The organism is Vibrio sp. 1288 (assembly GCF_033344475.1).
This window is the reverse complement of record NZ_JAWPOX010000886.1, coordinates 1-574: the sequence shown is the minus strand read 5'-3', so window position 1 is coordinate 574 and position 574 is coordinate 1. Positions and strand designations below refer to the sequence as shown.

The window sequence follows — 574 nt, the reverse complement described above, 5'->3', positions numbered from 1 at the left end:
CCTTTAAGAGTGGTTATGATGTTGTCACTTTAATTGAGGTTAGGTGAACTGATGCCACACAATTTTTTAGATCGAAAGAAAAAACCTTTGAGTTCTTCTGGCGGAGGTTATAAGCCACTCCATGAAGAAGAATCATTAAGAAAACCACAAGCTCGAGAAGAAACGGTTAGAGAGCGAGCAGCCCGCCAACGTCGAGAGCGTCAAGCTGAGTTGACGTATACCCAAGAAGATTACGCCCGTTGGGAACGAAATCGAAAAAGAAGACAGCTAGAGGTCGAAGCTCAAAAGGCGATTGAAGAATTATTAATTTTTCTTCCCGCATTGGATCTGGAAACTTCGGTTCACAGCCAAGCGGTAAAAGAATTTAGCGAAGCGTTCGATGTTATCTTGAAAGGGTACAACGGGGGCAATGTTTCCTATGAGACTGGATATGATCTTATTCATCAGGTCAAAAATGGTTTCATTGAGGGGGGCGGTGCGCTTAGAAAAATCGAAGAGAATCGTTTGTCACGCCAGACAGAAAAAGCTGATAATTTCTCTCAAGATGGCAGCTATCGACGCAATCTAGTAGTGA

Annotated in this window: 1 pseudogene; it reads left to right on the top strand. The window is 43.0% G+C overall.

The window, feature by feature from the left end:
• Positions 1-51: 51 nt before the first annotated feature.
• A pseudogene (locus tag R8O11_RS29915) lies at positions 52-574 on the top strand (hypothetical protein); the annotation flags it as partial.